The organism is Sinorhizobium chiapasense, assembly GCF_036488675.1.
Taxonomy (GTDB): Bacteria; Pseudomonadota; Alphaproteobacteria; order Rhizobiales; family Rhizobiaceae; genus Sinorhizobium; species Sinorhizobium chiapasense.
In genome coordinates this window covers 3,527,460-3,553,374 of record NZ_CP133148.1, presented here as the reverse complement: position 1 = coordinate 3,553,374, position 25,915 = coordinate 3,527,460, and the positions used below count along the sequence as shown (strand labels likewise).

The 25,915-nt window shown below is 60.3% G+C and carries 23 protein-coding genes; 7 read left to right on the top strand and 16 right to left on the bottom strand.

Going from position 1 to position 25,915, the window contains the following annotated elements; genetic code table 11:
• The first annotated feature begins 9 nt into the window (after positions 1-9).
• Both RB548_RS17020 and hemA read left to right on the top strand, forming a co-directional pair.
• Positions 10-807: an FAD binding domain-containing protein gene (locus RB548_RS17020; RefSeq protein ID WP_331372410.1), complete on the top strand. Its 798-nt coding sequence runs from the start codon at positions 10-12 to the stop codon at positions 805-807.
• 206 nt (positions 808-1,013) lie between these two features.
• Complete coding sequence (gene hemA / locus RB548_RS17015) at positions 1,014-2,228, top strand: 5-aminolevulinate synthase (protein WP_331375001.1); 1,215 nt, start codon at positions 1,014-1,016, stop codon at positions 2,226-2,228.
• Positions 2,229-2,413: 185 nt separating this feature from the next.
• Here hemA and dxr read toward each other — a convergent pair whose 3' ends face one another.
• A complete protein-coding gene (gene dxr / locus RB548_RS17010) occupies positions 2,414-3,589 on the bottom strand; it encodes a 1-deoxy-D-xylulose-5-phosphate reductoisomerase (protein WP_331372409.1) in 1,176 nt (391 codons plus the stop codon).
• A gap of 210 nt (positions 3,590-3,799) precedes the next feature.
• On the opposite strand from dxr, the gene RB548_RS17005 reads away from it, so the two are divergent.
• Positions 3,800-4,525 carry an META domain-containing protein gene (locus RB548_RS17005; RefSeq protein ID WP_331372408.1) on the top strand — a complete coding sequence of 242 codons (726 nt, stop codon included), beginning with the start codon at positions 3,800-3,802 and terminating at the stop codon, positions 4,523-4,525.
• Between the two features lie 113 nt (positions 4,526-4,638).
• On the opposite strand, the gene RB548_RS17000 is transcribed toward RB548_RS17005, so the two are convergent.
• Positions 4,639-5,352, bottom strand: coding sequence for an LssY C-terminal domain-containing protein (locus RB548_RS17000; protein WP_331372407.1), 714 nt, complete (start codon positions 5,350-5,352; stop codon positions 4,639-4,641).
• Between the two features lie 349 nt (positions 5,353-5,701).
• Here RB548_RS17000 and RB548_RS16995 point away from each other — a divergent pair, with 349 nt between their 5' ends.
• Entirely contained in the window at positions 5,702-6,973 is a 1,272-nt protein-coding gene (locus RB548_RS16995; RefSeq protein ID WP_331372406.1) for a tyrosine-type recombinase/integrase, read from the top strand.
• A gap of 30 nt (positions 6,974-7,003) precedes the next feature.
• Positions 7,004-7,216 carry an XRE family transcriptional regulator gene (locus RB548_RS16990; protein WP_331372405.1) on the top strand — a complete coding sequence of 71 codons (213 nt, stop codon included), beginning with the start codon at positions 7,004-7,006 and terminating at the stop codon, positions 7,214-7,216.
• A 709-nt stretch (positions 7,217-7,925) separates the two neighbouring features.
• On the opposite strand, the gene RB548_RS16985 is transcribed toward RB548_RS16990, so the two are convergent.
• Positions 7,926-9,314 (bottom strand): calcium-binding protein, encoded by a 1,389-nt coding sequence (locus tag RB548_RS16985; RefSeq protein WP_331372404.1) that lies wholly within the window; start codon positions 9,312-9,314, stop codon positions 7,926-7,928.
• A gap of 655 nt (positions 9,315-9,969) precedes the next feature.
• Positions 9,970-10,203, bottom strand: a complete 234-nt coding sequence (locus RB548_RS32165; protein WP_408642381.1) for a VOC family protein — start codon at positions 10,201-10,203, stop codon at positions 9,970-9,972.
• A gap of 818 nt (positions 10,204-11,021) precedes the next feature.
• On the opposite strand from RB548_RS32165, the gene RB548_RS16980 reads away from it, so the two are divergent.
• Positions 11,022-11,324 carry a hypothetical protein gene (locus tag RB548_RS16980; protein WP_331372403.1) on the top strand — a complete coding sequence of 101 codons (303 nt, stop codon included), beginning with the start codon at positions 11,022-11,024 and terminating at the stop codon, positions 11,322-11,324.
• Between the two features lie 97 nt (positions 11,325-11,421).
• Here RB548_RS16980 and RB548_RS16975 read toward each other — a convergent pair whose 3' ends face one another.
• From RB548_RS16975 to RB548_RS16950, 6 genes are read right to left on the bottom strand one after another with little or no spacing between them, the layout of a single operon-like run.
• On the bottom strand, positions 11,422-11,937 hold the full coding sequence (locus RB548_RS16975; protein WP_331375000.1) for a DUF995 domain-containing protein: 516 nt from the start codon (positions 11,935-11,937) through the stop codon (positions 11,422-11,424).
• A gap of 26 nt (positions 11,938-11,963) precedes the next feature.
• A complete protein-coding gene (locus tag RB548_RS16970) occupies positions 11,964-12,917 on the bottom strand; it encodes a glycoside hydrolase family 26 protein (RefSeq protein WP_331372402.1) in 954 nt (317 codons plus the stop codon).
• Positions 12,914-13,528 carry a DUF995 domain-containing protein gene (locus tag RB548_RS16965; RefSeq protein ID WP_331372401.1) on the bottom strand — a complete coding sequence of 205 codons (615 nt, stop codon included), beginning with the start codon at positions 13,526-13,528 and terminating at the stop codon, positions 12,914-12,916. Before RB548_RS16965 ends, RB548_RS16970 begins: the two co-directional genes overlap by 4 nt.
• A gap of 10 nt (positions 13,529-13,538) precedes the next feature.
• The gene (locus tag RB548_RS16960) at positions 13,539-15,398 is read right to left on the bottom strand and encodes a glycosyltransferase family 2 protein (RefSeq protein ID WP_331372400.1); all 1,860 of its coding nucleotides are present in this window, start codon (positions 15,396-15,398) and stop codon (positions 13,539-13,541) included.
• Positions 15,395-16,381 (bottom strand): UDP-glucose 4-epimerase GalE, encoded by a 987-nt coding sequence (galE, locus tag RB548_RS16955; RefSeq protein WP_331372399.1) that lies wholly within the window; start codon positions 16,379-16,381, stop codon positions 15,395-15,397. Before galE ends, RB548_RS16960 begins: the two co-directional genes overlap by 4 nt.
• Positions 16,381-17,394 (bottom strand): UDP-glucuronic acid decarboxylase family protein, encoded by a 1,014-nt coding sequence (locus RB548_RS16950; protein WP_331374999.1) that lies wholly within the window; start codon positions 17,392-17,394, stop codon positions 16,381-16,383. The genes galE and RB548_RS16950 overlap by 1 nt, the downstream gene beginning before the upstream one ends.
• A gap of 389 nt (positions 17,395-17,783) precedes the next feature.
• Here RB548_RS16950 and RB548_RS16945 point away from each other — a divergent pair, with 389 nt between their 5' ends.
• Complete coding sequence (locus RB548_RS16945) at positions 17,784-18,935, top strand: AraC family transcriptional regulator (protein WP_331372398.1); 1,152 nt, start codon at positions 17,784-17,786, stop codon at positions 18,933-18,935.
• A 118-nt stretch (positions 18,936-19,053) separates the two neighbouring features.
• Here the strand turns inward: RB548_RS16945 and RB548_RS16940 are convergent, their stop codons facing one another.
• The 6 genes from RB548_RS16940 to RB548_RS16915 all read right to left on the bottom strand — a co-directional run bounded on the left by RB548_RS16940 (position 19,054) and on the right by RB548_RS16915 (position 25,773).
• Positions 19,054-19,392, bottom strand: coding sequence for a slr1659 superfamily regulator (locus RB548_RS16940; protein WP_331372397.1), 339 nt, complete (start codon positions 19,390-19,392; stop codon positions 19,054-19,056).
• Between the two features lie 15 nt (positions 19,393-19,407).
• On the bottom strand, positions 19,408-19,965 hold the full coding sequence (locus tag RB548_RS16935; protein WP_331372396.1) for a slr1658 superfamily regulator: 558 nt from the start codon (positions 19,963-19,965) through the stop codon (positions 19,408-19,410).
• A gap of 4 nt (positions 19,966-19,969) precedes the next feature.
• Positions 19,970-22,330, bottom strand: coding sequence for a SpoIIE family protein phosphatase (locus tag RB548_RS16930; RefSeq protein WP_331372395.1), 2,361 nt, complete (start codon positions 22,328-22,330; stop codon positions 19,970-19,972).
• Complete coding sequence (locus RB548_RS16925; protein ID WP_331372394.1) at positions 22,327-23,502, bottom strand: methyltransferase domain-containing protein; 1,176 nt, start codon at positions 23,500-23,502, stop codon at positions 22,327-22,329. The genes RB548_RS16930 and RB548_RS16925 overlap by 4 nt, the downstream gene beginning before the upstream one ends.
• On the bottom strand, positions 23,499-24,017 hold the full coding sequence (locus RB548_RS16920; RefSeq protein ID WP_331372393.1) for a ubiquinone biosynthesis methyltransferase UbiE: 519 nt from the start codon (positions 24,015-24,017) through the stop codon (positions 23,499-23,501). The genes RB548_RS16925 and RB548_RS16920 overlap by 4 nt, the downstream gene beginning before the upstream one ends.
• A gap of 76 nt (positions 24,018-24,093) precedes the next feature.
• Positions 24,094-25,773 carry a putative bifunctional diguanylate cyclase/phosphodiesterase gene (locus RB548_RS16915; protein WP_331372392.1) on the bottom strand — a complete coding sequence of 560 codons (1,680 nt, stop codon included), beginning with the start codon at positions 25,771-25,773 and terminating at the stop codon, positions 24,094-24,096.
• Between the last annotated feature and the right edge of the window lie 142 nt (positions 25,774-25,915).

Here is a 25,915-nt window from a genome sequence, read left to right as displayed (position 1 = left end):
GGACCAGAGATGTATGAGACGAACTATCATAGACCGTCCTCCGTCCAGGAGGCGGTGAAGCTGATCAGCGGAGCGGCCGAAGGCAAATATCTCGCCGGCGGCATGACGCTCATTGCGACCATGAAGCAGCGGCTTGCGGCGGCGAGCGATCTCGTGGACATTCGCCACATCGCGGAAATGAAAGGGATTACCGTCAATGGCCGGTCCGTGCGGATCGGCGCGGCGACAACCCATCGCGAGGTCGCGTCGTCGGCCGAACTCGGGGCGGTCTGTCCGGCGATTTGCGCACTGGCCAGCCATATCGGCGACCCGCACGTCCGCAACATGGGAACAATCGGTGGCTCCATCGCCAACAATGATCCGGCGGCGGACTATCCGGCGGCGATGCTGGCACTCGACGCGGTGATCGTCACCAACAGCCGCGAGATCGCGGCGGCGGACTTCTTCACCGGACTGTTCGAAACGGCGTTGGAGGATGGCGAGATCATTACCGCCATCACCTTCGATGCGCCGACGAAGGCGGCCTACCAGAAGTTCCCGAACCCGGCCTCGCGCTACGCGATGGCCGGCGTCTTCGTCGTGCGCCGCGACAATGGCGACGTGCGCGTTGCCGTGACCGGAGCGGGTTCGAATGGTGTCTTCCGCCATCAGGGCATGGAGGCGGCACTTGCCGGCAACTGGTCGCCGGATGCGGTCGGCAATGTCTCCGTGGATGCATCGGATTTGCTGACAGACCTTCATGCGAGCGCTGCCTATCGCGCCAACCTTATCAAGGTTATGACCAAGCGCGCCGTGGCCACGGCTTGATGGGACTTAAGTATTGAAAGAGGGCGGCTTTGGCCGTCCTTTTTTGCAATAGCTTGACTTCGATCAAAGTTGAGGGGATTGAGTTGCACTAGCTGTTTTGGAATAGTTCAAAAGTAGGGGCCTTTTGCCGCAGGAGCGGGGGCCTTTCCGGGGTTGACCCCTGATCGCTTTGAATGAAGAAAGGCGTCAGGGCACTGGAGATGATGATGGATTTCGAGAGTTTCTTCAAAAACGAGCTGGACGGGCTGCATCAGGAAGGCCGCTATCGGGTTTTCGCGGATCTCGCCCGCCATCGCGGTGATTTTCCGAGGGCGACGCGCCACACGGCCGAAGGTACCCACGAAGTGACCGTATGGTGCTCGAACGACTATCTCGGCATGGGTCAGTCTCCGATCGTCACCGAAGCGATGAAGCGCGCCATTGACGAATGCGGCGCCGGCGCCGGCGGCACGCGCAACATCTCCGGCACCAATCACTACCACGTGCTGCTTGAACGCGAGCTCGCCGATCTGCACGGCAAGGAATCCGCGCTTCTGTTCACCTCCGGCTATGTGTCGAACTGGGCCGCGCTTGGAACGCTCTGTTCCAAGATTCCCGGCATCATCGTCTTCTCTGACGCCGGGAATCACGCTTCGATGATCGAAGGGATCCGTCATTCGAAATGCGAACGCGTGATCTTCAAGCACAATTCTGTCGCCGATCTCGAAGCCAAACTTGCGGCGGCCGATCCGCGTGCGCCCAAAATCATCGCCTTTGAATCCGTCTACTCGATGGATGGCGACATCGCGCCGATCAAGGAATTCTGCGATCTCGCCGACAAGTATGGCGCGATGACCTATCTCGACGAAGTGCACGCGGTCGGCATGTACGGCCCGCGCGGCGGCGGCATTGCCGAACGCGAGGGGCTGATGCACAGGCTGACGGTGATCGAGGGCACGCTCGGCAAGGCCTTCGGCGTCATGGGCGGCTACATCACCGGCTCGGCGGCGCTTTGCGATTTCGTCCGCTCGTTCGCTTCCGGCTTCATCTTCACGACGGCGCTGCCGCCAACGCTTGCAGCCGGTGCGCTCGCTTCCATCCGGCACCTGAAGGGAAGCCAGGTCGAACGTTTCGCGCATCAGGAGCGCGTGCGGCGGCTGCGCTCGTTGCTCGACCAGCGCGGCATCCCGCACATGGTCAATCCGAGCCACATCGTGCCGGTGATGGTGGGCGATGCCGCCAAGTGCAAGTGGATCTCCGACTTGCTGCTCGACAATTTCGGCGTCTATGTCCAGCCGATCAACTACCCGACGGTGCCGAAGAAGACCGAGCGCCTGCGCATCACCCCGACGCCGCTGCATTCGGATGCCGACATCGATCATCTGGTCGGGGCGCTGCATTCGCTTTGGTCGCGCTGTGCGCTGGCAAGGGCCGTCGCGTAAGCACGGGCGAACCACCGACACTCTTGGAGCGGACTTGCCCCTCACCCTAGCCCTCTCCCTGCAGGCGGGGAGAGAGGATTGAGGGCGTGCCTCGAGTCCCTTCGCCCCCGCTTGCGGGGAGAAGGTGGCCGGCAGGCCGGATGAGGGGCAGATGACGCGAAAACCGGCTCGAAGGAGCCAGGATGCTAATCGATCAGCCCGGCGGCCATCTCCCGGGCTTTTTTGTCCGCGGCGAAGACATCATCCATGGTTACGGCCGCAGGCAGGTTCGCAAGCCCGTCCATCACCTTCTCGACAATCTCGGCCATGGCGAGGAAGCCGGCCCTTCCCTTGATGAAGGCCTCGAGCGCCGTTTCCTTGGCGCCGTTCAGCACGGCTCCCTGGACGCCGCCGGCTTCCATGGCGCGTCGCGCCAGGCGAAGGGCCGGAAAGCGGATTTCGTCCGGCGCCTCGAAGTCGAGCCGCGAAAGCCTTGCGAAATCGAGCCGCTCGACCGGCAGATCGCACCGGCTCGGATAGGAAAGCGCGTAGCCGATGGCGGTACGCATGTCGGGGCAGCCGAGTTGCGCCAGCACCGATCCATCACTGTAGCCGACCATCGAATGGATGACCGACTGCGGATGCACGATGACTTCGATCTGCTCGGGACGCAGCCCGAAGAGATGGCGCGCCTCGATCATTTCGAGCGCTTTGTTGAACATCGAGGCGCTGTCGATCGAGATCTTCAGCCCCATCGACCAGTTCGGATGGGCGCGCGCCGTCTCGGCCGTCACATGGCGCATCTCGTCGAGGGATTTGGTGCGGAACGGGCCGCCGGAGGCCGTCAGGATGATTCGTTCGACGGCATGGCGCTGATCGTTCTCCAGCACCTGGAAGATCGCATTGTGCTCGCTGTCGACGGGGAGCAGCTGGCCGCCGCCCTTCTTGACCGCGTCGACGAAGAGGCTGCCAGCCGAGACGAGACATTCCTTGTTGGCAAGCGCGATATCGGCACCGCGCCGCGCCGCTGCAAGCGTCGGGGCCAGACCCGCATTGCCGACGATTGCCGCCATCACCCAGCCGGCGTCGCGCTCGGCCGCTTCGATCAGGCCGCCGCGACCGGCGCCGACCGCGATCCCGCTGCCGGCAAGCGCCGATTTGAGCTCCTGATAAAGATTGTCGTCCGCGGTCACCGCCAGTTCGGCGCCGAGCCGGCGCGCCTGTTCGGCAAGAAGCGGGATATTGCCGTTTCCGGTCAGCGCGACGACCTCGAAACGATCTCGCCCGCCCAGCCGGTCGATGACGTCGAGCGTGTTTGTGCCGATCGAACCGGTGGAGCCCAATATCGTCAGACGGCGCTTCGTGCTGTCGCCGGATGCCATTGCCAAATCCCGTATTCTTTTCGTTCGTCAGTAGGCTCTACAGCCGAACGCCCCAGGCAACAAGGGCGGACTTACCGTTCCTCCGTCGCACCGCCCGACTAAAGCGGGATGTACCGAATAGGCGAAGCGTTTTCCGCTCGCATCCTGTGTCATGACTTATTAGCATCGGTGCAGGCAGCGAAAACGTGCCGATTTGTGGAGGAGTTCCAGATGCTCAAGGCTCTGACTGCCGCTTCCTGCGCTTGCGTTTTGATCGAGCTTGCTTCCACTGAGATAGTTGCCGCCGAAAAGGTGCCGGAAGAGCTGGTCGGCTCGTGGCTTGCCGAAGACATCGGCGGCGGCGGCGTGATCGACGACCTTCAGAGCGTGCTCGAGATACGCGAGGACGGCACCTATGGCGGCATGGCCGGGTGCAACATTTTCACCGGTGCCTTCAGCCTTTCGGGCACGACGATCACATTCGGGCCGACTGCTGCGGCGCGCAAGATGTGCGCGCCGGCGATCATGGATCAGGAGGAGAAGTTCTTCTCCACTCTGCGCGAGGGCCTTACCTGGACGATCGACAGCGGAAGACTGACGCTGACGAGGCCGGACGGCACGCCGGTCATGCGGCTCGCCTCGATGGAGGCTGCGGTCCCTGGCGTCGCCGAAGTCACGCTCAGCATCCCCGATGCCGGCGCAGTCGATAGACAGAAGGTTCGTTATGATTGCGCCGGCGAGACGGTAGAGGCTGAATATATCAATGCTGGCCCCGTCTCGCTGGTGACGTTCTCGATCGGCGGCACTTACATCGTCGCTTCGGCGGTCATCTCCGGATCGGGCGCAAGATACGCTGGCGGCCGATATGTCTGGTGGACCGAGGGCGAGGAGGCGACGCTCTTCGACGTCACGAAGGGCGAGGAGGATCCCGGCGTTGTTTGCAGGAAGACCGGATAGTCGACAGGAGGGACGGGATCCCCACGCGATTCGCCGCAATTTGCCCCGACGAAATCCACGCGACGAGAGGATGTAGGCCGTCTCCGGCGGCCCGAATTCGGCGTGACGATAAACTACTGGGCTGCGCGCTTGCCGAGCACTCCGACTATTACTTTGCCGTCCGTGAAATACGGATCGCCGCCGCCGTTGCGACCGGTTTTCGTAGCTCCGGCCCCTTCGATCTCGTAGGTGGACTGCAACCGCCCGGCTTTCATGAGATCACCAATGAGGAGGTCGCGCTCGGCATCGAGATCCGGTCCGATGTGATGGGTAATCTGGCCAGTGTCATGGCTGAAACCCACGCCGCGATCGTAGCTGGCCGACCCGAGCCATAACGGCTTGCCGTCTTCGCCGAGTTTGGTCGTTTGCCAGAAACGGACATGGTGACGCCTGTCCGCGCTCTCGCCGGAGGGCTTCTCGAAGGCGAGATCCTGTTTTCGGCCCTCGAAGATTAGCGAGCTGACCGGAGCATCGAGGTCGGGCCTGTCGAGCACCACGCTCAACCCGATGTCGACGGAGGACCGCAAGGTGATTGCGTCAGCGGGATCCCAGTGCGCGGCTGCAAAGGCGTGGATAACCTGCTCCTTCGAGCCCATCAGGCCGACATTGATGGGATCGCCGGGGATGCCCTGCTCCGTGGTGGTGACCATCCGCTCGGGTGGGAAAACGCGATCCTCGTCATGGACCGTCCAAATCGCCGGCACCACGACGTAGGCGGCAAGCAGGTACGCGCCGAGGAGCGCAATCAAGATGGTTGCCGCGGTGCGTTGTTTTGTTCGTCTGCGCATTCAAGACTCGGCGAGCATGCGGTCCGAGTTCCCCTAAGATGAAGAACGGACGGAATTCTATAGCAGTGTAATAGGAGATCAATCGCATTGTGCCACGACCAGGCTGAAGCGTGAGGCCGGCATCGTCTGCGAGGAAGCGAAAAAGTAGGGGAAAGAAATGGTGATCCCGGCGCGATTCGAACGCGCGACCCCCAGATTAGGAATCTAGTCCAGAGCGTGACACGGCGTGCCGTAAGGTGACGCTCACTTTGAAAATACTAGCTTTTTTGGATTTTACCACTATATGTCACGGCAAGGCGCGGCGAAATGACTTGCCCCCGAGTTGCCCCCGAGAAAGGTATTGCCCCCGATGAAGCTGACAAACGACTCCCTGAAAAACCTCTCGACGACCAAGGACCGGGAGGAGCACCGCGACGACGACGAGCCGGGTCTGTCCTTCAGAGTGACTAAGAACGGTGCCAAGTCGTGGTCGTTGCGCTACGTCACCAAGAGCGGTGAGCATCGCCGCAAGACGATTGGCCGCTACCCCGACATCGGACTGGCACGTGCCCGCGTGCTGGCGCGCCAGATCAAGGGCGACGTGGCCGAGAAGATCGACGTGGTCGGACGGGAAAAAGAAGAGAAGGCGGAAATCGAGCGGCAGAAGCTCAACCGTCTCGATATGCTTGCCGACGAGTATTTTGCCGCAGCCGCCAACGGCACACACAAGGTGAAGGGCAAGCCGAAACGTCCGGGCGTACTGGCAGAGGAAAAGCGGCATTGGGAAAATCACGTCAAACCGGAATTCGGCGAACGTCCGATAACATCGATCACACGGCAGGAAATCGCCGAGTTCATCAAGCGTGAGACCAAGGCGGCACCGTCGCGTGGCCGTCACTGCTACACTCTGATCCGGCAGTTGATGAGCTACGCGCTGCTAAAAGAGATCATTCCGGCGAACATCGCTCTCAAGCTGCCGACCGTTGCGCCGACCGAACGCGAGCGCGTGCTGGAGGATGACGAGCTGAGGAAGCTCTGGACGGCGTTGCGCGGCAGCAACGACCGTAGGCTGACAATAGAAATGCGGCTGGCCATGTGCATGGCGCTCTTGACCTTGCAACGCGGCAAGGAAGTGACCGGCATGCGTTGGTCCGAAGTCAACCGGGACCAGAAGACGTGGACGATCCCGGCAGGGCGGATGAAAGGCAAGCGCACCCAATGCGTGCCGTTATCGGACCTCGCGCTGCAGATGCTTTCCGAGGCGGAAACCAAGATCGGCGGCGACGTCTACGTCTTCCAATCGTCACAGAGCGAGGAAGCGATGCCGATTGACCGCCATTCATTAACCCGCGCCTTCAACCGGCTCGCCAAGAATCTGGAGATACCGGATGCCACACCGCATGATTTCCGGCGCACTGGTGGCACCAACATCACATCGGAACGGGTGCGAAAAAGGGTGGAACCTGAAAAAGCAGCCAATCTCACCCGGTTCATCGTCGGGCAGATACTGGCGCACAAGGATGGTAGCGTCACCGCCGTGCACTACGACAAGAACGACTATCTTGCCGAGAAACGGGTGGCATTGGACGCATGGGCGGACCTGCTGCAGGAAATAGTCTCGCCTCTGCGGATTGCTGCCTGATACTGCACCCTTTCGGCGTATAATTTTCCCATGCGGGACGACGAGCCGACTTCACCTGAAATGGTCGAGGCGATGATTGCCGGGTTGCAGGCCAGCGGCATGCGGCCTTCCGCCATTGCGCGGGAAGCGCAGCTTTCGCGCATGACGATCTGGCGGCTTACTGTCGGCGAGGGACGCCGCCCGAGTCACGACACCGTCCGTCGCCTCGAACGCCTCTACGAGGCGCGGTGCCGGAAGCCGTGAGGTCAGCACGCTCTGTATTAGTCGCTCGCAAGAGCCCTCCCGACTTGGAACGCCCGCAGCATGTTCGCCCACATCAGGCCATTCTCCCGCACTGCCACGAGCTCCGCAGGCTGACATGCCGCACGATGCGGCGTGTGCCCGTTGCAGTACCGCATAGCTAAATAGCGTGCCGATTTCCGCCCACCGACCACTCACGCAATCTCTGCGCCCAAGACCCGGCAGCGCTATAGGAATGACCGATCTGCGTTCAACTTGGGTCATGCGGTACTCCAAGGCGAAAGACAGAAACGGGTGGAGAGCAGAAGTCCGCATCCGCTCGGTTCAGGTCTGGTTTGCGCCAATAGCGGAACTTCTGCAGCGCCGCGCGTCTTATCAGACGCGCAAAGGACGCTGTAGCACTTTGAATTGCTGCATGTTTCTATCCTTAAATCGGCTACGATTTTAAGGAAACATGCAGCAGTCCTTGGGCTGAAAGGACTCTTCCGCGCAGCAGACTTGGGCCACTGCTCATATCCCTGTGACAAGCACAGGGATGAGGCCGCGAGTGGAGCATCTGGTTACTACCTGCGAATCGGGTTCCGGAGGCAAGGCTCAAAGCACGACCTTTTAAAGCGCGTCGCGTTCAATCGGACCCATGCGATCGCTTTAGGTCCTTGCTTTTATGCATGTCGTTTTCCCAAAACCGCTGCACACTTTTGGGCGACATGCATTAGACGAAGAAAAAGTCGGCGGCGGTGAGATTGGCTGCCTGAACGCCGTTCAGCGTGACCTGGTCGACGGTGCCGTTCAGATGCACGACCGCGTTGCCATTTGCGTCGTCGCTGATATTGGGTTGCAGCTCGGCGAAGTTGCCGTAGCCGTAATCGCTGTCGATCTGGATGACGTCCCTGCCGAGTTCGAAGCGGCCGATCGTGTCCTGCCCGCTCCCCAACGCGAACAGAAACTGGTCCGCTCCGGTGCTGAACACGCCCGAAAAGGGGCCGGCATCGCCAAACAGCAGGTCGTTGCCTGCTCCTCCGATCAGGAGGTCAGCCCCGCAATCGGACTGCACGTCCGATTCGAAGTCACCATAAAGAGTGTCATCTCCCGCGCCACCGTCCAGCCGGTCGTTGCCGCCAAGACTTAGCCGGCCGGAGCCCTCGTCGCCAATGAGGATGTCGTTCCCTGAGCCACCACAAAGCTGGTCGTTGCCACCAAAGCCGCCGTCGATGAAGTGGTCCTGGCTATCGCCGTAGAGGGTGTCGTCGCCCTTGCCGCCGTCGAGCACGTCGTTGCCGCCAAAACTCCCCTGGGTCGTTACCGCATCGCCGATGAGGGTATCGTTTCCCGTGCCGCCGTTGAGCCGGTCATTGCCGCCCTGGTCGACGAAGATGCCGTTGCCCCCATCGCCGTAGAGGAGATCGTCCCCGGAGCCGCCGTCAAGTCGGTCGTCGCCGCCCTCACGCAGGAAGGGGAGGAAATCACCGTCGCCGACGTCGCCGTAGAGGACATCGCTTCCAGACCCTCCCTTAAGCTGGTCGTCACCGGCTTGAATTGAATTGGAGAAGTCGGTGGTCACAGTCGCGGTATCGCCATAGAGCGTGTCGTTCCCCCGACCGCCGGCGAGCGAGTCGTTACCACCTTGGGCGCTGCCCTCCATAAAAGCAGCATCACCGTAGAGCGTATCGCTTCCCTGGCCGCCTGAGAGCCAGTCGTCACCTCCCTTGGCGCTGCCGGAAATGCTGTCGGCGTCTCCAAAGAGCCGGTCATTGCCGCTGAGGCCGATCAGCCGGTCATTGCCGCCGCGTCCAAGCCCCGAGATATCCCAGGCATCGCCAAAGAGCCGGTCAGCGCCGCTGAGGCCGATCAGCCAGTCATTGCCGCCGCGTCCAAGCCCCGAGATATCCCAGGCATCGCCAAAGAGCCAGTCAGCGCCGCCGAGACCGATGAGCCGGTCATTGCCGCCGCTACCGGCGGCAAGGGGCCCACCGATCTCGACCACGCCCAATGTATTGCCGCTTGTGTGGGGATCACCGAAGATGAAGTCGCTGTCGGACGTGCCGACGATGAGGTTGTTGATCCCGGGATAAGGCGGGATTCCGCCGATCAGATTCGCCATGATTTTCCTCCCTCAGGCTTCACGCTTTTCGCTTGTGAACTGTCTAGTTGCAGTGATGCTGTGAGGAGATGCCGCCGTCAGACGATGCGTCAGCGGCACTCGACACAAGATTGCCCAACATGTCGAGCCGCAGTTTGTGTCGCTTTCACGTGTGCTGGTCGCAATTGCCGCGTCGAAACCCACGCTGTTGGCGAGGCCGCGGGGGGCAGGTTGATGCGTCAAGCAGAATGATCCTTATCCGGGATTGGGACAAGGGTACCGTCAGGTTAGCGGGATCGCGTGGGTGCCGGCGGAACGGGATGCAACGATCGGCTGGGCGTCGGCGTCGCGGCGGCAACCTCGTGCTACTGCATGTTGCCTTTAATCGTAGCCGATTAAAGGACAAAAACATGCAGCACTTCAAAGTGCTACAGCGTCCTTTTGCGCGTCTGAAAAGACGCGCGGCGCTGTAGTGCCCAAGCGTCCGCTTTAGGGGGCAATCGTCCCGTTAGTCGTGTCCAGCGCCAAGGACCACAACGGGTCGACCTTTCCGGTTCAGATCGCGTCGCAGTAGGGTGGAATGCCGTCATTCGTCGAGTTGGTCGGCAGCAGCAGAGCGCGCATTGGCCAGACATTCCAATAGTCGCCGGAACAGGAGATGCGCGGTTCGTCGACGCTAGCCCTGATGGTGCCGAGAGCGGCGTGCCAGCAGGAGTGCTGGCTGCAGGGTCCCCACGGTCTCGAAATACGTACCGTTGCGGAGCGGAACGGTAGAATTGGCCGTCCCCATATGCGCCGAATGGATCCCTCGGGGCGTGGGGCGAAAGCCCAGCCGGCGAACCTTGGTATCCGCTGCGTCGAGGTCGTGAACAAGAAGGGGACAGTGATCGACGCCGAAGAGATGTTGCATAGGCGAGGTCCTTCGCGGTGGCAGGGAACGTCCGTTTTCCAACTTGGCGTCAGGATGCCCCGTTTTCAAGTTGACCGGATGGGATCGACTCGCGCCCATCTTGTGCTCGAACCCGAACGACGGCAACGGGGACACTTTACCGTCATAACACGCTCGAATCCGAACGACCGGAACGGGTCGACAGCAGCTGTACCTTTATGAGCCTTTGGCGCAGTGTATTGGGGGGTTGCGTGCTCAAAAGATCGTATAACCAAACGGAATCGCGGAGGCGGCCCGAGCATTCCCGGGCGCCGCGCCTGTGATCCCGGATGAATGCTGTCACGGGTGCGGACGCAGGCACGCGCGTTCACGGACAGCTTGACCGGCCAAGTCACCGCACGATTTCATAGGCCGGCATCGGCGTGGCGCTTCAGCACCTGAACCGGTCTCCCAGAATCGTCGCCGGCTGGTGGCCCGGCGTCTTGCCAACCACAACCTTCTGAACAAGCTGCCGCATGAGGTCGATGAAAGGCTGCTTCGCGGTCGCGGCGGCATGATCGCGCAGACAGAAGAGCAGCGTGTCGACGGTGTTTTGAGCGTTGCGCGAACGTCGGCGAGCCGGCATCGGGGAAGGTGCGCTGGTCCAAACGGGTCAGCTTGGAATGCCTATGGCTGACATGCCGGATCTTTTAGCTGTGAGGGTCGCGATTTACCCACCACCCACATGCGGGCGGACCATAGCTGGGATAGGTCAAGTTGTATACGTTTTCTGCACGGCCATTTAAATCGTCTCATCTACCGTGCTGCGCATGAGGGTTTCAGAACCAGGAGTTCTAGCCATGAAAGCGCAAACAAGAATTTCGATCGGGCTGAGCGACAGCCGCAGCAGTATAGTGCGGGGCGTTTTTGCTCTGTTCCTTGCTGCAGCGGTGTCGGGATGTTCGGCCACGCCGGATCAGAGTATCCGGACCTCGTCGCTGACGAGACAGGTCGGCTATTCGGCGTTGAGTAAGCCCGCCGCAGCCAAGCAGGTCGTCGTTCAACGGGCGGCAAAACTCGAACGGGCCGCCTATCTCGGGCGCGCGCCATTTATTTGCACGCCAAGCGGTTTTGGCAGCACCTCGCGTTGCTTCCTTCGATAGGGGGCGGAGTTGCGCGCCGATAGGCGACGGGCTCATCTGCGGAGCCGAATTGATCGCTGACGCCCATAGGCTGCGCAACCCCTTCACCCGGTCAAGATCAGTCCATCTTGCCGAGCCTGGCTTCGATGTGGTTCAGCCGAGCGCTCACATAATTACCGCGGCGAAGCTTGGCGAATTCGTCATCAGATTTTGCCGGCGCATTCCTGAAGACATACCATATGCCGTTCGGTTCGCGTTTCTGAAGAATGAGGCTACCTTGTTTGCGATGGCTGAAGCATGTCGTTGCGGGAGCGGAGCCGTCCTTGGCATGCCAGTCGGCCTTGAAGCAGAGTTTTCCCGGTCCGGTGATGAACCAGCGGCCGACACCGTATGAGGGCCGGCCGTTCTCGCTCGACCAAGCCGTAAACCGGCGCTGCCGCACCGAGAAATAACCCGCGCCCGCTTTCCAGATCCACGATTTCTGACCGTACAGCTTATAGAGTTCTTCGTGCGTCAGGGGCGTTGCATTTTGAGCGCTGACGCGTCCGCTGGCGGCCTCGGCAACCGATGGTGTCGCACCCATGGCCGCGGTCATGGCGACAAGCAAAAATATTGTGCGTAATGCTGAGTTCATCTCATGTCTCCTGTCGGGCTTGCTGGCTAATCGGTAGCTTCCCGGATCACCCGCCAATCGGGCCGTCCATAACCTCCGGGCCACGGGTAGATTTCGCGGTCGTTGAAATAGACGACCGCTGTCAGTCCCGGGAATTCGGCATGACGCCTAGCGACGGTTGCCGCCCAGCCCGCCACATAGGACGCGTCACCTTCATAACCGAGCTCGGCGACCATGATTGGCTTGCCGTAGTCCTTCACCCGCTCATATCCAGGCATCAGACGTTCCGAAAACGACTGGTCGCGGCCGGTCGTGCCTCGATCGTATTGTTGATAGCCGAACACCGACAATCCGACGATGTCCACGACGTCGTCCCCGGGATAAAACGCCTCCAGTCCTTGATTGCCTTTGGGCGACCACATGAACTTTGCGTTTTTCAGATGCGCTCGGCACACATCCACCATGCGTCGGTAGGCCGCTTTGAATTCCGCACCCCGCCAGTGCGACCAGGAGAACTGGTTATCCGTTTCGTCCATTTCCTGGCCCCACCTTATGATGATCGGGCTTCTCAGCGTGGCAGCCGTCGAACAGACCGCGGCCATGTTGTCGTCGCGCTCTCCGCTCAGGATGCTGCGCAGCAACTCCTGATCCGAAACGCGCCAGTCAGGTGACCAGGACCACGGTTCGATCGTGATCATCAGCGTGCGTCCGCGCGCTTGCGCATAGTTGTCCGCAAGCGTCAGGGTCGACAGATCGACGTCTTCCCAAGGCAGAAAGAGATGTTCGATCTTGGATTGCGACTGCTCCCCAAAGTCGCCGTGCGGATCATAGGCACCGAAATCTATCGAGTTCGGCGTCAGCACCGGACGCTTGTCCGATGGTGTTGCCGTGGTGATGGAATGCGCGTCTGGGATTCCGCGGGGCATGCTGGCTGCAAGGACGGTACCCGACAGCAACAAGCCAAAAAATGTGAAGGCAACCGCCTTTGATCTCTTGTTCATTGCACACCTCCAACTTCGTTCGCCTTGGTTTGCGGGCGAACGCTATCCGTTTTTGCTTCCGCCTGTGTATTGAAGACCTCCCGGATGATCGGGAGCTTCGTTTCGACCAGATCCTCAACGATTAGACGATTGAACTCGTCATCGGCCGTCGGCTTTGCATGTCTGAAGACGTACCAGTCGCCGGCGGGCTCCCGTTTCTGATAGATCTTGCCGTCGGGGATCCGGTGGGTGAAGCAGGTCTTGTCGCGGGCCGTTGCGCTCTGGCCATGCCATACGGCTTTAAGGCAGAGTTGACCGTTATCAGTTACGCTCCAGCGTCCTTCCGCCCAGGTCGCTCCCGTCTCGGACTGCGCCCAAGCTCGAAAAACGCGACCTTCGTCTTCCATTCGACCGGCGCCGTTCTCCCATTTCCAGGTCTTGTCGCGGAAGATCATGTAGAGCTCCGCGCCGGTCATGACGCGGGCCTTTTCGGGTATGACAACCTCTGCCGACGCCGGCGATTGGCTGAGGAGAAGGGCCATTGGCACGACGCCAAGGGCGAGGTGCCTGACGAGCACTGCATAACGGGTACCCCAGCTCTGTTTGTGATCAAGTCCGACTTTTTCTGCCATGGCTCTATCCTCAGCGCATTCCACGGTTTCCCTGTTCCGCCGTGACGGAAATCCAGCGCGGTCGAAAGACAATCGTTCGCAAGGCCGTGTCGCCCCGACCGGCGCCGGCTACCGCATAGCGCTCCTCGAAGAGGCGAAGGTGCCCGGCGCCCCAGGTGAGCGCCTCAAGCCCGTCTTTCCCGTGTTCGGCAGTCGCGATACCGGGCAATGCGACGAGTGCCGAAAGGCCGGCCGCCATCGCCGGACGGCGAAAACGGGAGGTGGTGGCGATCGCGTTCTCCTGCGAATGCCGCGCGACGATGACCAGCAGAAGCAGGCAATAGATCGCGGCATTCAGGATCGCGAAGAGATAGAAGCCCTTGGCGTTTGCGGCATCGTCGACAAGGAGGACCGGCAGTACGGCTGCAGCGGCCAGAAGGACGTAAGGCACGAGAACGCGGAGCGGCAGCGGGTCGACCTCGGATGCACCTTTCGGAGTGACGCGGAAATCCACGAAGGATCCGGTGAGCCAGTCGCGCACCGCCGCCAGAGTGCCAGCGAGCGCCCAAGGCCAACGCGCAAAGAGGAAGAGCGTGCATTCCCAGCTGAGGATCTTCGCGTCATATGGCCGGAACGAACTGCCGGCCCGCCAGCGATAGGCCAAAAGCACGAGGATGATCGAAAGTGGCGCGACATGCGCGAGAAAATCAGGATAGGTCACAGCGACAAAATTCTCGCCGTGTGCCAGCGCAATAATCGGCATCGCGAACATCAGCGCCATGAAGCACGCGAAAAGCGGATACCAGAGCTGCGAGAAGAGGAATTGGAACTTCAGCCACAGCGGCAGTCGGCCAATCAAACGCGGCGAATATTGCAGCAGGAGCATGACGAGACTGCGCGACCACTGGAATTCCTGGGTCACAAGATCACCGAATGTGCGAGGCCCATCACCATGCGCAATCGCGTCGAGCGCATGCACCCCGCGCCAGCCGGCAGCGTTCATCATCAACGTCGTCGAGTGATCCTCGGCCAGCTCAGGGCCGAGTCCGCCGATCTCCTCCAGCGCCGCTGTGCGGACCGCATAGTGCGATCCTATGCACAGCGGCGCCAGCCCCCCATTATAGCCAGTCTGAAGCGAGCCGTGCATGCTCGCCTCGGCATAGAGCCTTCCGCGCGCCGCCCAGCTCGCGGACGCGTTGCGGTCACAGATGCTTGGTGCGGAGACGTACCCCACCCTCGGGTCGGCAAAAGGGCGGAGCATCTCAAAAAGATAGCCAGGCTCAGGAACATGGTCTGCGTCGAGCTGAGCCACGAAATCATAGCGATCATAGCCGTAGTGATCGTAGAAGAAGGCGAGGTTGCCCTCCTTGCAACGCGTGCGTCGCGGCCACGAGGTGCGATGGTAGTCGGCCCGTCCTTTACGTGTCGAGACGAGGACGCCACGCCCCCGGCACCACTCGAGCGTCGCCTCGGAGGGATCTTCGTCCGCGAGCCAGGTGTCGTGCGGAACATCCTGCGCGAGCATCGCCTCCAGCGTTTCCGACAGGATCGAAAAGGGTTCCGATGGTGCCTTGGTCACGATCATGGCGACGCGGCTGCCGGCCGGCAGCCGCAGGGGGCCATTTGGTTTTGCCGCACGATAGAAGACCATAATGAAATAGGCGGGGAGGAGCGTGACCCATGCGAGGACCGCGGTCACCGTAACGCTGCCCAAAGTGTCCACGTGGTGGCGCGGCTCCAGCCACCAGGCCCAGAAATGAACGAGGGCTGCTGCCCAGAGGCCGGCGCCGAGGAGATATTCCGCGCGGCGATAGCCGGTGAGCATGGGGACGAGCAGCGGCTCATCGCTCTGCGGAGGGTTCGCACGATCATTGGCAGAAAGGCAGGTCATGACCGCGCCTCCAGCCCGAAGAATGGCGCAGCCGTTCGCACGATTGTTTCAAGATCGGAATAGCGGGGCAGGAAGCCGAGCGTCTCGTAAGCGAGTCCAGCATCCGCATACAACGCCGGCGGATCTCCGGGACGTCGCCGGCGAAACACGACCGGGACGTCATATGCGGTAACCTCACTGATTGCCCGAAGCACCTCTCTTATGGAAAAGCCACGGCCGGTGCCGAGATTGAGCGCAAGGTTCGCGCCACCTTCGGCGAGATGCCGATATGCCAGCGCATGAGCGCGCGCCAGATCAGCCACGTGGATATAGTCGCGCACACAAGTCCCATCGGGCGTGTCGTAGTCGTCACCGAAGACCTCCAGATGCGGAATTTTGCCCGCCGCAGCCATCAGCGCGCGCGGAATGAGGTGCGTTTCGGGATCGTGCCATTCGCCAAGATCACCCTCCGGGTCGGCTCCGCAGGCGTTGAAATAACGAAGCGAAACGTGGCTGAGGCCGAAGGCCGACGCGTAGTCGGCGAGCATGTGCTCGGCCATCAGTTTCGTCTTGCCGTAGGGATTGATCGGTACCTGCCGTGTGGCTTCGTCGATCGGCAACGTCGCCGGCACGCCATAGGTGGCGCAACTCGATGAGAAGATGATCTTGTCGAGGCCCGCCTGCCGACAGGCATCGAGGAGCGACAGCGTTCCGCGAACGTTGTTGTTGTAGTACTTCGCAGGGTCGACGACGGACTCACCGACGTAGGCGGATGCTGCGAAATGGATGACGGCGGCCGGCTGATATAGTTCGATGACTTCGATCAAGCGGGCCGTGTCCAGGATGTCCCCCTGTACGAACGGGCCCCAGCGCACCGCGGAGCGGTTCCCGGTTGACAGATTGTCGTAGACGACGGGCTCGATGCCCTCCAGGCGGAGAAGCTTTGCGGTGTGGCTGCCGATGTAGCCGGCGCCGCCCGTAACGAGGATGCGTGACGCGTCCATCAGACCAGCTCCATGACTTTCCGATCGGAACCGGAGAGGAGACCGTCGAAGTATTGGATCGTGCGCGCGAGCCCTTCCGACAGATCGATCGTCGGGCGCCAGCCGAGCGCTTCCGTTGCGAGCGAAATGTCCGGGCGGCGCTGACGCGGATCATCGACAGGCAGTGGCCGGCGGACGATCTTCGAGCGTGAGCCGGTCAAGCGGATCACCTGTTCGGCGAGCTCACTGATCGTGAACTCTCCGGGATTGCCGAGATTGACCGGGCCGGAGAGCGACGACGGCGACGCCATCAGGCGGACGAAGCCGTCGATCAGATCGTCCACGAAGCAGAAGGAGCGCGTCTGCGATCCGTCACCGTAGATGGTAATGTCCTCACCTTTGAGGGCCTGGACGATGAAGTTCGAAACGACGCGGCCATCGTCCGGGCGCATCCGGGGGCCATAGGTGTTGAAGATGCGAACGATCTTGATCTCGACCCTATGAACCTTGTGGAAGTCGAAGAACAGGGTTTCTGCGCAACGCTTGCCCTCGTCGTAACAGGAGCGTGGGCCGAAGGGATTGACGTTGCCCCAATAGCCTTCCACCTGCGGGTGGACCTGCGGGTCGCCGTAGATTTCCGACGTCGATGCCTGGAAGATGCGCGCCCCCTTGCGCGCAGCCAGATCCAATAGATTGAGCGACCCGACCACACAGGTCCTCATGGTCTGGATCGGATCGGCCTGATAGTGCGGCGGCGATGCCGGACAGGCGAGATTGTAGATTTCGTCGACCTCGAGGTCGATCGATTCCACGATGTCATGGGCCATGACGCGGAAGGTATCGAAGCGCTTCAGCTGCGCGATATTGCGTCTCAAGCCGGTCGAGAAGTTGTCGATGCAGATAACCTCGTGACCGGCGCCGAGAAGCAGCTCGCAGAGATGTGATCCCAGGAAGCCCGCGCCACCAGTAACGAGTATTCGCCTCAGATTCTTCGGGCGCCGCAGGAAATCATTGTCGTCGTTCACATTCGGCAAAGTGTTTTTGAAATCATTGCGAAAATAATTCACGGATAATCTCCATAGAACTTGTCGCTGAACTGATTATTGTTCGCAACGGAAGGAATAATTAGGTAATTCAAATGCTTTCGTTCGAAAATACCTTGGATTTTGCCTTGCGTTATTCGGATGCGACTGTTGCCTATTGATACAACCGCAGTGTGGTGAATGTCATTATCACCCAATCCGGATAGTTATCTTGCCGTGCATTTCTACTCAAAACGAGGTATAACTGGCACTTCTGGGTGTAACCTGACGGCTCAGTTCCACTTTAGGGCGAGTTGCGGCGCGGTGGGAGATGGGTCGCCTCTAGGCATTTGATCGCCTGTGGTTCACGCTTGAGGGCGACCATTCGCTGGAGGAGTTGCATGAGCAAGGAGTCCGGATCAGGAGATGGCCCGACCGAGGTTCCCGAGTGGCCCGTGCATTTGGAACGGCGTCGGTGGCCCCGCGAGCCAACCGTGCGAACGGAACGTCAAACCATCATCCACCCCAGACTGGTACCTTCACATTTCTCCACGCTAGGATTGCCGCCTGCGGAGCAGTTTGACGCTTGGCGCGTGCACATGGCTCCGCTCGTCGATGTCCGTTTGCCGGATGCGAAGTCTCCGGATGAAGGCTTCCCTGCAGAGCAGATAGGATGGCGCCTCGGCGATTTGCTTGTCGTTCAACAGCGTACGCCGGGATATAGCTATGAGCGGTCTCGCGCGATGCTACGCTCCAGCCCGATCGACCACTGGAACGTCGGACTGTTCCGCAATGGTCGGGCATGGACGGAAGTCAATCGCCACGTCACGGAGACAGGGCCGGAAGAAATCTTTTTCCGGTCCCTTAGCTATCCATACCGCGGACGCGTGACGGAGTCCGTGTCCGTCCTTCTCTTCATGCCTTATGAATTGCTGGCGGATGATGCGAGCAAGCTTGAGGGCGCCAACAATTCCGTTTTGTCAGGCAGCCTGGCCGATTTGCTGATCAACTATATCAACGGTATGGAAGCCAATCTCAGCAACATCACCGCGCCGGAAGTGCCGCGTATCGTGCGCACGATACGCGACATGGTCGTTGCTTGCGCGGTGTCCTCGACAAGACCGGACGCGGCGGGGTCCCCGGCAAATATGGGGATGATGGAGCGGGCGCACCGATACATCCATCTCAACCTTCATTCGGAGGATCTGACACCGGACGCGATCAGCCGGTCGCTGGGCATTTCCCGCACGCGGCTCTACCAGCTTTTCGAGCCGAGCGGCGGCGTCCTCAATTACATTCGCCGACGCAGGCTTCTGCAGGCCTACGCGGATCTCAGCGACCCGACGAATAATCGGCCCATCTCCGAAATTGCGGAAGCCGCGGGTTTCGATGTGGCCGCCAATTTCACACGCGCTTTCAGCCACGAATTCGGCGCGAGCCCGCGCGACATCCGCAAGATGGCATCGGCCGAACGGCATGTCGCACCGCTTGCTCTTTCAGATCGCCATCGTGGAGCGACGATCGGCGACTGGCTCAAATCCGTTCAGGGGTGAGAAGCGTCAGCCGGCAAGCACACGACAGCGCTTGTCGCGCCTGCTGCAACTGAACGGCAATCATCGCAATGATCCACCGCGGTGACGCGCGGGGCACGGGGCTTTCTTGAGTGTTCCCTCAACTCAGCCTGAGATCGACGCCGGGATGCAGTTTCTTGAGGTTTGGCAAAGACTTCGATTGCCAGGGATACTCCGAGCTTCCGCGGACGGTGAATTGGATATTCGGCCGCTTGCGCGCTTCGATCGTGAGTTTTGCCAGCAGGTTGATTCCGGATGAATTGAGAAACTGCAGCCCCGTGAGATCAACGGTCATGCGATCGGGATCGGTCTCGAGTACGCTCATTACCAAGGAAAAGATCGGGGCATAGGCTTCCGAGCTAGGCAGGCGCATGCTTCCATCGAAATAGATGTCCTTGCCTTCCAACCAGACGCGGTACTCGTCTTCTTTGATTTCCATATTTTTCGGGGTCCATCAATTCGAGAGATCAGGGACTGTAATCGCGGCGTATGTTTCCAGCGGGATCTTGCTATCCTGTCTGTCGGATCCAAAAACCCAAGCGAAGTGGGCACCATAATCGCTCATGAGGGTCAGAAGTCCAAGGCCGGAGCCGGCACCGGAGCCGGTCGCATTCGCTTCTATCCGTTCTATGAGCAGCTCGCCCGGATCGCCCGCGGTTATTTCCGAAAGCAAATGCTGGAACCGCTCGGCCGTATCTCCGTCGATGAAATTGGAGACTTTTGTCCGAAAGGCGTTGGTCGCAATCGATGCTTCGACGACAATTTCGCCGGAAGTGCGAAACTTGACCGCGTTTTCTATGAGCTCATTAGTCAGGTAGCCGACATTGTGCCGCACTTCCTTATAGAGAGTGCGGGACGTTCGATAGCGCAGCGCAACAAATTCAGCGACGAAATCCGACGTCATTGCGCAGTGTTTCCAGCTAAGATCGAGTGGGCCCTCGAAGAGCCGAAGTCTCGTCACATCTTCGCCCGTTCCAATCGCGAGGTCTTCCAGTCCGTATAAGGTCGTCATCCGTTCACCTGTGCCTCATTACCACCAGCGTGATATCGTCATGGATCTTTTGGGTGCCAATATGTGCCATCAGATCGTCTATGATTCCGGTTTTCACGTCCTCGGCGCTTCGACCATAGCGACGACGCGCGCTCTCACAGAGCCTTTCAATGCCGAAGAGTTCTCCGTTCCGGTTTTCCGCCTCGGTTACTCCGTCAGTATGGAGAATGATCATATCACCGCGGCCAAAAGAGATATCGCGGGTCGCCACGAAGGGCGAAATGTCCGGCTCCAATCCGATCGGCAGCCCGAGGTCGAGAGTGTCGATACGCTCCACATCTCCGAGGTTCCTGACCACGATGAGTTCCTCATGCTGGCCAGAGAGAGTCAAGCGCGCGCCGTCGTAGTCAAGGAAAGCCAGCGAGAGATGCTTGTCGGTGCTGGTCCTGACGAGATTTTTGTAAATGGCGCGATTGACGCGGTTGAGGAATTGCGAAGGCTCCATCTCGCCGGCTTCCTGCAGTGCCCGCGCGACGGATTGAACCATCAGCATCAGCACGCCGCTCTCAAGGCCGTGCCCGGTTACGTCGCCGATCCCGATCTTCAGCCGCTTTCCGTTTTTCAAGACGTCGTAGTAATCGCCACCGACCTCGTCCGCTGGCCGCATGTAGGCGGCGATTTCCAGATCTGCGATTTCCTCAAGCTCACCGGCTTTCGGTAGAACCATCATCTGGATGCGGCGGGCGACTGCCAGCTCGGCTCCGAGGCGCAAATTTTCGCTGCGCAACTGTTGGTTCAACGCCGAGATCTGCAGGTTCGCCTCTTCGATCTCCCTTGTCCGGTCCTCGACAAGTTGCTCGAGGTTCTCGGTATGGAAGCTAATCTGCTCCGCCATCCGATTGAAGGCCGCGCCAGCCTCCCCGACCTCGTCGCGCGTTGGGATATCGACCCTGACGGAATAGTCCTTGGCTTGGATGCGTTTGGCGGCATCGGCAAGTGCACTGATGCCGCCGGTGATCCGTTTGGATATGGCGAATACGGCGGCGATGACGAAACATAGTGACACGAGGAGCGCCAGAATCTGATAGATCACGATCCTGTTCGTCGCCTGAGAGATTCCTGCTTGGGCTGCAAACAGTGACGCATAGATCTCGCGTTCCGGCACGACGATGCCAAGCGACATCGTCTCCCGTCGCACGGGGCCGGATAGCCAGAAGTTCTCCGGAGCAAGCTGCTTCAGGAGAATGAGATAGGGAACCCTCTCGCCGGCGTGGTCGAGCAGGACACGCTGTATGGCGCCGTCGGCGCCGAGCGGCAGTTGCGCGATCGCCGGTTGCATGCTCCGACGCAGCGACCGTTCGAGACCGGTGACGCCTTGCCCGCCCGTATCGCTCGACCGTTGCAGGCCGATCACTTTTTCACCGGTGGGATTGATGGCGAGCACGTTGCCGTCGGACATCGCCAGAAAGCCGAAGCCGCTGTCGGCGACCTTGACGTTCTCGACGACCTCGGCGAGCTGGTCGAGCGTAATATCGGCACCAGCAGCACCGGCGACGCTTTTGCGGTCGCGCGTCCAGAGCGGCTGGAAGAAACTGACGATCAGTTTCCCCGTGGCAGCATCCGTATAAGGTGCCGTTTGCGTGGTATCGGCTGCAACGGGCCTGAGGCTCGGATCCTTCGCCCATCCCTCCCAGGACTCGTAGAGGCCGGGGAAGAAGAAGTTCCAGAAGTTGGCCTCGTTGTGACCGGGGTAGAGACGGTCGAACGTCTGCGCCTGATCGGCATAGGGCGCCATCCGCAAAATCGGCCGCTCCTTTGGTCCGACGTAGTATATCTGCAGTTTGGAGCGGCCGTGCGCAAGCAGGGCGGGAGCAACCAGATCGAGAACGGCGCTGTTCTCGATATCGGTCTGCACCTCGGGTAGCGGCCGGTGGTCGGGGCCAAGGAGATAGCTCCAAACGCTGACGCTCGAGAGCGGTCCCGGAAGGTTCTGCGCCCACCCACCTTTGGGATCGTAAGTCACGGTAACGGATTCCGGTGCGTGCCGCGCCAGTGCCTCTCCGACGTCGGACCTGCGCACGGGGAGGTCGATCTGCGCCTGGAGCACGCCCGCGAGCGTGGCGACGTCGGCGTGAACCTGGCCGAGCAGAAGATCAACCCGCGCGGCCGTCGATTCCGCGTAGGTGAGCATGTAATCTTCGTTTGCCTTTTGCAGGCCCTGCCCGACCTCCGTCGTCGCGTCGCGCGACAATCTTTGAACGTTCCAGAGCGCCAGGCCGCCTGTTGCCAGGAGGTCGAAGAGCACGGCGCTGCCGACGACCAGCACGAACTTGGCACGAAAGGATCTCAAACCGAACCGGGGACGTTGGACATTGCTTTCGCTCATAGTGGTTTGCGCCCGGACGCTGCCCAGATCGGCCAGCCTGCATAGCCCTTCGGATGCAGTGCCGCGAAGATGTGATCCCGGAAGCCCTGACGAAAACGGTCGATGAATTCGGGTGCTTCGCCGTGTCTCGCCGCCATTGCCGCAAACATCTTCTCCCAGCCGGCGATGACGTCGGCGAAATCCTGTGGGTCACCGTCCAGATTGGTGACCATGAAGGATTCGACCAGGATGTCGTCGAAGCCCGCGTCGGCGAGATAGCGCCGGCTCTTCGGCCCGAGCTCCACATCCATCTCGAAATGGCTCAAAAGCCTCGCGAGCTCATTGTAGGTCCATTGGATGCTTTGCGCCCGTGGCTCGCCGAGGCAGTGCGAGTTCTTCTCGTTGGTGATGTAGACGCGGCCGCCCGGCTTCACGATCCGATAGAGCTCCTTGAGAATCAGCTCCGGCTGATTGAAGATCTGCAGCGAATGCCGGCAGGTCACGAAGTCGAACTGGTTGTCCTCGAGTAGCATCTCCGACGCGTCGCCGTAGGTATATTCGATACCCGGCACGCCGAACTCCGCCGCCATCTTGCGGGCATAGGCGAGGCTCGGCTTCGAGTGGTCGAGGGCGACGATCCGCGCCGGCTGAAACTCATTCTGCGCGAGCACGGCGAAATCGCCGATGCCGCAGCAGATGTCGGCCATGGCGATGCCGGGCCGCATGCCGTGGCGCGGCAGGATGGTGCGCTCGTGGCGCCAGGTCATTTTCGTCTGCGCGCGGAGGATGGGAATGAAGCTCGTATCCTCGACGAAGCTCTGGCCGGGATAGAACTTGGAGTCGTAAACCTCGACCGTGACCTGCGGTTCGACCCTGTTCAAGTGTCCGAACATGCGTTCGGCCCAGCCCACGACACTCGACGTTACCACAACGAAGCGAAGATCCGATCTTTCACGCGATGCATCGAGAACGACGCGCGCGAAAGCGTGGAAGGCCGTGTTGTTCATCTGAACGAGACGTTTCACATTGATGTAGAGGACACCCCGCACCTGTTCGATGGCGGCCTTGAGAGCTGAAACGCTCGCGGCGATCTCATCGACCGAACGCGGTCGGATCACCCCCGAAAGAGAAAACTCTTGGCTATTTGGGTCGAACTCAGCCTTGAAGGATCCTGAAAGGGCAGCGGTATTCAACTTACGATTCCTTCAAGAGGTAGGTCTACGACAAGCGTTATCGACGGCGGCTCGCTTTCCTCAAGCCGAAGTTGAGCATCGAAATTGATTGCCAGATCGAGCAGGACGACCTCCCGGCTCGGTGCGAGATCGGTCGAAATGGCGTCGAGATAGCGCGCGTAGGCATTCGCTTTACGGGTCTTCGAGATTGCCTCTCGATAGAATTGCCTCTGACCCGGCGGGCACGGGAACGTGAGCTTCACCCGCTCCGTCGGGCCTTGTCGATAGACGGCGCAGCCAATCCGTCCGTCGACAGAACCGCCACGGAATGACACCTCCAGGAGTTCATTGAGGGCGGATGAAAAGAAATTCGAATGCCGAACGGGATCCGTTCGATTGTGGCTGATCATCCGCGCCACGAACGTCGACAGCTGATCGCAGTGGTGCCAGTCCGACAGAAAGGTCCCCATCTCCATCTCGAATTGGAGCAAGGGTTCGAACGCGGTTTCCAGTGAGTTGTTCTCAGCTCCGTCCATTCAGGTTCCTCCTCCGCACGCAAAACTTGACGCGATGTTCAAAGACAGTCCAGGCGGCATCCATCCGTTCACGTTCTTAGAAGACCTCCCACAGGACCGTCGGCGACTTGCGGAGAAACTCGCCGATTGCCTCTGCGGGCATTGGAAAGCCGAGGAAATGTCCCTGTAGGCGGTCGCAGCCCTCGTTCTGGAGCCAGGCTGCCTGGGCCCTGGTCTCTACCCCTTCGGCGGTAACATGCATGCCGAGGCCATGGGCGAGCGCCATGATGGAGCGCACGATGGTCTGGCTCTTCTCGTCTTTCTCCAGATCTTTGATGAAATACTGATCGATCTTGATCGTATCGAACGGGAAATTCTTGAGGTAGCTGAGCGAGGAGTAGTAGGTGCCGAAATCGTCAAGCGAAATCTGCACGCCCAGCACATTCAGGGTGTTGAGCGTATCGAGATTGTTGGTCGTTCGCTCCAGCAGCACCGACTCGGTAATTTCGAGCTCAAGCCGATCGGCGCGCAATCCGACCAGATCGAGAGTTTGTGCCACGCGATCCGTAAGACCTTCGTGCAGGAATTCCGCAGGGGAGAGATTGACCGCGATTGTGAGGTGGGATGGCCAGGTAGATGCTGCTCGGCAGGCGCGCTCCAGCAGCCATTGACCGATTTCGCTCATCAGACCGTCCGCTTCAGCCATCGGAATGAAGACGTTCGGTGGGATGATGCCGATCAGCGGGTGGCGCCATCGCAAAAGCGCTTCGAAACCCGCGACTGAAGAGGATGACCTTACAAGCGGCTGGTATTCGATGAAGAACTGGCCCTCGGGAAGGGCGGTGCGTAGGCTTCGGCGCAGCATCTCCCGTTGCTCGAGCACAATGAGCATGGAGCGGGTGAACGTCCGTGCCCGACCGCGACCGTCCTTCTTTGCCGCATAAAGTGCGATGTCGGCAGCCTTCATCAGTTGCTCGACTTCATTTCCATCTGCCGGAGCAACGGCGACTCCGACGCTCGCTCCGACGAAGACATTGATGCCCTCGACCGTAAACGGGGCCTTGAAAGCGTTGACCAGCGCTTCGGCTAGCCGCTCGGCCTCTCTGGGCTGATCGGTCCTCCACTGAATGACTGCGAATTCGTCGCCGGCCAACCGGTAAGCGAAATCCCGTTCCCCCAGCACACCCCTGATCCGTTCCGCCGCCATCTTGAGAACGGCGTCGCCGGCGCCGTGTCCCAACGTGTCGTTGATTGGCTTGAAATCGTCGAGATCGATTTGCATGAGGGCCAGTCGCGCACCGTTTGGCACGGGCAATGCGCCGCGCAACTGATCGCTGAACTGCCGCCGGTTTGGCAGCCCGGTCAAGACGTCGTGAGTTGCCTGGTGCAACAGGAGCGCTCGATCGCTCTCGCTTTGGTTGGATGTCTGGTGGTAGCGTCTTTCCGCTTCGGTGATCCCGATACCGCGAGCACTGCGGAAGATAATGAGTGTGCGGCGATTTCCCGTCGCCGCATCGACGATCTCGACGGTTCTGGGCAGTCCGCTTCCAACGACCGATTCGACGGCGGATTGCGGGCCGGGCGCTAATAGCTCGGGATAGATGTGCCAGAGCGTTGTCTCGACAAGCGAGTCGACGGCGTATGTTTTCCTGTGTGATGCCGAACAGTCGACGAGGTGGAAGCTCTGGTCGTATAAAGAGACGAGTTCGTCAACATTGGTGAGAAAGTCGTTCTCAGCGGAAGATGAAGCAGACATCGCCGCATCCGCGTCCGGCATCCTAGCTCTCCGTTTTTCCCGTTGCGTCTCAATCAATCCGTCAATTCGGAGTTGGGTTTCAAAGCAATCGCTCATTCACAATTGTCGAGGAAAGGTGTCGCAGTCAATGCCGTCCGACCAGGGAGATAACCGCGTTTTTCAC